Here is a 4,656-nt window from a genome sequence, read left to right on the forward strand (position 1 = left end):
TGTAGCTGCTGCGATGAACATTAAGTACGCGGCATAGTCGAGATACCGACCAGCTCCCTTGCTGCGCTTGGATTAACGAAAACCTTTGATCGAGTCCTGCATCAAGAGAGCTGAAGCCTTTTTTAAAATCTCGTTGTCTCCCTCTAGTTGTTTGATCTTGCGTTCCAACTCGCGAATTTTTAATTGATCTGGAGTGAGAGGTGTAGCACTCGACAACCTACCGTTTCGTTCTTCTTTTAATTGTCGCGCCCATTTATCGACCGTGGACTTACCAAGGCCTAAGCTATCCGCGACATCTCGGACACTGCGCCCTTTATCAACAACTTCTTGTGCAACTTCGAGTCTAAATTCTGGAGAGTATGTTGGTCTTGTTCGTTTGCTCATTTTGATACCTAGTTAGTTGATGGTGATAATATCACCTCTAATTAGGTGGCCAAAATTAGTGTGCCACTACAATGCCTATGCAAGGCTCTAGCGCCTCGTAGTACAGGAAGAAATTTAATAAATTCTTGAAGAGGTTTAACCGGACATTAAAGGGACAATGGATCCCTTCATAACCTAAGACTAGCGAAGAATTATATGACTAGATTCGAAGTACTCGGTCTTAACGAGCCAATAGTTTAAACAGTTCATCACCAATCTGTGGCTCACCCTCAGGACAACAGCTCTCTGTTAACCCGGCATACTTAATGTTCTTTGAATAACGACGTGAAGCACCATCATTTTCAAGTCCACTGAAGAAGAACAGCTCTTCACGGTGGTGGTGTCGACATTCACCCGCGAATATCCAGGGTTCAAGGCAAAGTGTATTGTTGAAGCTACCCCACTTACGAGTATCAAAAAGATAAAGCTTATCAAGCTCCAGCTTATCGGAAGTAGCAAACTCATCGATATATGTACTTGCGCCAGAATACACTAGGCAATCCCAGTAGTAAGTGCCGTTATTTTCTGATTTGAACTTCTTGGGTTTAATATAGGCAAAGGAGTCTAGAAAACTTAGCGCACTACTCAAGCCCTGTTCAATATCGTACACCTCATCTAAAGCGTCCTGAATCTGCGCCTCGGTATATCCCGTAGAAGCAAAATGCTTCCATTCGTTGCGAATATCAATAATACGAAATAAGAGACTCTCAATGCCGCTATCCCCTTTCTGCCTAGTCAAATGGTAAAGCTGAGGGAAGCGTGATGAACCAACCGCGTCCGAAATATTTGAGTATTGCTTACAAATATCTCTGAATATGTGCAAATAGTTGCCAAGCGTTGGGCGACGCCACTTTTTCCAAACCCCTTTATCTATCTTGTCTCTTTCAGAAGGATGTTTTTCAAAGTACTCGGCCAGATTAATCAGCGCCAACAATTGCACCCAGTAAGTGAGGATATCGATCGAACTGACTAGACGCTTGTACGAGTCTACATGGCTATCCCTGATTGACTCAGCCATCACAACCACACAAGGCTTGGATAGTTGTCCAGGCTCACTAATATCGGTAGATTGGTTGGAGCGGAGTAAATCCCCAAGCTGGCTAAGTAAACCAGAGCCATACTTAAAGTCGACTACTAACCACAATATAAAGAGTGATGACAATGGTAGCCCGATAGGCAAAAGAAGCGATAAATTCGAAAGACATAAATAGCTGACAAGAATGTAAGCGAAAGCACTACATACAAAGCTGGCAGCAATTTTATAGCTGCTGTTTAATCCTGTTGTCAAATAGGTTAAAAGGAAAAGAAATAAGATGAGGGCAACTAGAAAAAAGACATCCAGGCCATTTAAATAGGCGTATCCACTATCACTAGCCAGCGCCATAGCCGTAGAAGCTAGAATGTAAACACCTGGAGTAAACGCTACTGTAGGCTCGGTTCCATAAAATATCACGTTTGAGTCAGCCGAATTATTATTTACTTGGCCAGACGGAGTAGTAACAATATGAGGCAGTTTAATCGGGCCACCTTTGTTATATGCCACATCATGCTGATCTTGCGCATCATGGGTAAAACCGATCAATACAGTGTCAGGAAGCGCAACGTCATTATCTGCATTACTAAAGTACTTTACATACAACTCTTGGAGAGACTGGGCAGGCATAACATTAGCCAGCGGTAGAAACACCTCTAGATCTTCAAACCGCATACGAGGAAAAGAACTCAACCCGTTCGATGGCAAAATGGGCAGTAATTCAGAATCTACTTCACCACGTGCGGCTAACGCTTCTGCCATATAAGGCACACTCAGTTGCCCTCTTGTTGTGGAGCTTATTTCGTTCACAGAGTAAAGGACGCTTTCATGAGTATTCACATGCGCGAACCTTACATTGTCCAACTGTGCAATAGGCGATATAGGTAAGCTCCAATTACGGTCCAGCGATCTAATTGGCACCCAAACTGCCTCAAAACATGAGAGTGACTTTAATAATTCTTGAGTATCTTTCTCATCAGCTAAAAGATGCTTTCCCACCCACGTTTCTTCTTCTAGAAAAAAGTCGAAAGCAAGATTCTGGACTCCCAATTTACAATATAGATTCAAAGACTCGGCTAATTTGTATGAGGCATATCGTTGTTTATACAGATCGGTGGAAGCATTAAACGTTTCAGATGTATATAAATCATGAATAGAAATACGCAAATCACTATCTAATGAATCATTAGTATTTAAATACCAAGCATACTGCCGGACTTTCTCATCCCAAATTTGCGTAGAGTGCTGTACTGAGGGAATGTTAAATACAATTACCAACACGATCAAAATGGGAAAGACAATCAGCGACACTCTTGAAAGATATGCACGGTTAAATCTAGATAAAAAACGGTGAATTTGGAGACTATCCATTGTATGTGTTTACTTCTACTAAGTTGTCGGTTTTGAGGAGACTAGATTAACGATTTTAGCGGTTAGGTAAAAGCACTTCCCTTTGCTTTTATGCAACCACTCAAACCTCACTATCTGCTCGGATAGCTGAAGCTAACACGACACTGAGTGTTCTTAATAATTTCTTTGGACGCTTCAGCCAGAGCCTTAAAGCTTTTAAAGTCCTCACTTATTCTCTCACCATTGGGGGCAGTAATGCAGCACAGTAAACCTAAACCTTCCTTCCGACCTAACCTACAAGCAAAGAAACTCGTCCATTTCTCCGCTCTCGCTAAGTCGACACTTTTTGGCAGAGACCCTAAAACCTGTTCCACTGATAGAAAAGGTCCTTTCTTAGAAATCCAGTAGTTGATAAATAGCGCAAAAATATCTTCTAATCGCTGGCAGACTTCGGCATTATCTGAATCGACAACGCGTGGTCGCCAGCCCCTCTCTAGAAGCAATTCGAAAGCGCTATTTACTACCCAAGCAGGGATATTACCAATTCCTTTTGCCATATTGTCTAGTTTGGTTCCTGTCATAATAAAATGATCGCACCATCCACTCCCGGAGGCATAATCCACAATTAGTTGTGCTTTTTCTGACGGCGTAAACCCCTTCATAAATGACATATATTCCTTCACTGCGCTCTTACGGTATTCTTTCAAATTTGTGCGATCCACACCTCTCAACAAGTTACTGTTCTCGGTAATACTATTAATCAATTCCAGCAAACTCGTGTCCATTTCATATGTTTCAGTTGGAACTTCCGTGAAAGAGCCAATTGATGTCTTGGTTTCAATTAAGTTCATCATCATTTCGATTTCCTTTTTTAATCTACGCTTAGCAAGGGCACTTGGTTGTTGTTGAAATTTCACCGTCATTATCTTGTGTTGTCTTGACAGCCTTAGTATTTCTCTCACTTGTCTTAGCGATTCGAATATGATTCAGCTGGCCGAGGAAACGAGCATCTTCCTGGTTCTGCGGCTTGAACTTAAACACACTNTCGAATAACACGAACGATCTAGACAGTTCGCTCGCAGAAATACTACTTCCTCCACGAGCTTTCAGCACTTCAGGTACCATAGCCAATACATGCTGAATCATTGCTTGCCACCCTTTAACCTCAATAACTTTGTTGTTTAGGCGCATAAAGCTTCTCACTTTTATCTTTTTACGACTTCCTTTATCACCAGTACGCTCAAATATATGCTTACGAACAACCTCGGCTGAAACTAATAATTGGAAGACAGCAAGTGGTGTTAAAGAGGCGAGTGTGTAAAATTCTCTGCTCTTATACTCGACGACAATGTACTCATCCTTATCCTTGTCATAGAACACTGCATCGGGCTTTACGAACGCCTTACTCCAGCAAAATGTTTTTGAGTCAATCGATATTTCAGCTAAATCATATTTAAAGTTAGGCAAAAACCTTTCTTGTACACTTTCTTCTTTTACGTCTTCGCTTCCAAAATCTTTAATTGATGCAAACTGGCTATAAGTGCTCATATCAGGTGCATCTAAACAGTCGAACTTTAGGTAAGGCAAATCTATCCAACGGAACTTATCGTTCCTCATTTCGTTAGTGTTAGCTTTCTTTATATGTTTGCTAATTTCAGGTGTAGATAGTTCTTTTTTGATTTGAGTCTGAATGTTAACTAGCTTACGCTGGAGATCAAATTCAGGGCGACAAGCAATTTTCGTTACACGATTGGTTGGTGATTCATGTTCTCTTATCGCGGGATTTGTAATTTCCTTATATACCTTGTACCAGACAGTAAAGGTGGCAACGGTAAGTAGTGTAATAAGTG

The 4,656-nt window shown here is 41.4% G+C and carries 3 protein-coding genes; all 3 read right to left on the bottom strand.

Going from position 1 to position 4,656, the window contains the following annotated elements:
- Positions 1-72: 72 nt before the first annotated feature.
- The 3 genes from A3757_RS13925 to A3757_RS13935 all read right to left on the bottom strand — a co-directional run bounded on the left by A3757_RS13925 (position 73) and on the right by A3757_RS13935 (position 3,663).
- Positions 73-384, bottom strand: coding sequence for an IS3 family transposase (locus tag A3757_RS13925; protein WP_068510183.1), 312 nt, complete (start codon positions 382-384; stop codon positions 73-75).
- A gap of 220 nt (positions 385-604) precedes the next feature.
- On the bottom strand, positions 605-2,827 hold the full coding sequence (locus A3757_RS13930; protein ID WP_068739803.1) for a hypothetical protein: 2,223 nt from the start codon (positions 2,825-2,827) through the stop codon (positions 605-607).
- 110 nt (positions 2,828-2,937) lie between these two features.
- Positions 2,938-3,663: a hypothetical protein gene (locus A3757_RS13935; RefSeq protein WP_068643086.1), complete on the bottom strand. Its 726-nt coding sequence runs from the start codon at positions 3,661-3,663 to the stop codon at positions 2,938-2,940.
- Between the last annotated feature and the right edge of the window lie 993 nt (positions 3,664-4,656).

This window comes from Oleiphilus sp. HI0117, assembly GCF_001635235.1.

Coding starts and splice junctions, on each gene's coding strand:
- A3757_RS13925 (WP_068510183.1), bottom strand. CDS start 384: ATGAGCAAACGAACAAGACCAACATACTCTCCAGAATTTAGACTCGAA.
- A3757_RS13935 (WP_068643086.1), bottom strand. CDS start 3,663: ATGATGATGAACTTAATTGAAACCAAGACATCAATTGGCTCTTTCACG.
- A3757_RS13930 (WP_068739803.1), bottom strand. CDS start 2,827: ATGGATAGTCTCCAAATTCACCGTTTTTTATCTAGATTTAACCGTGCA.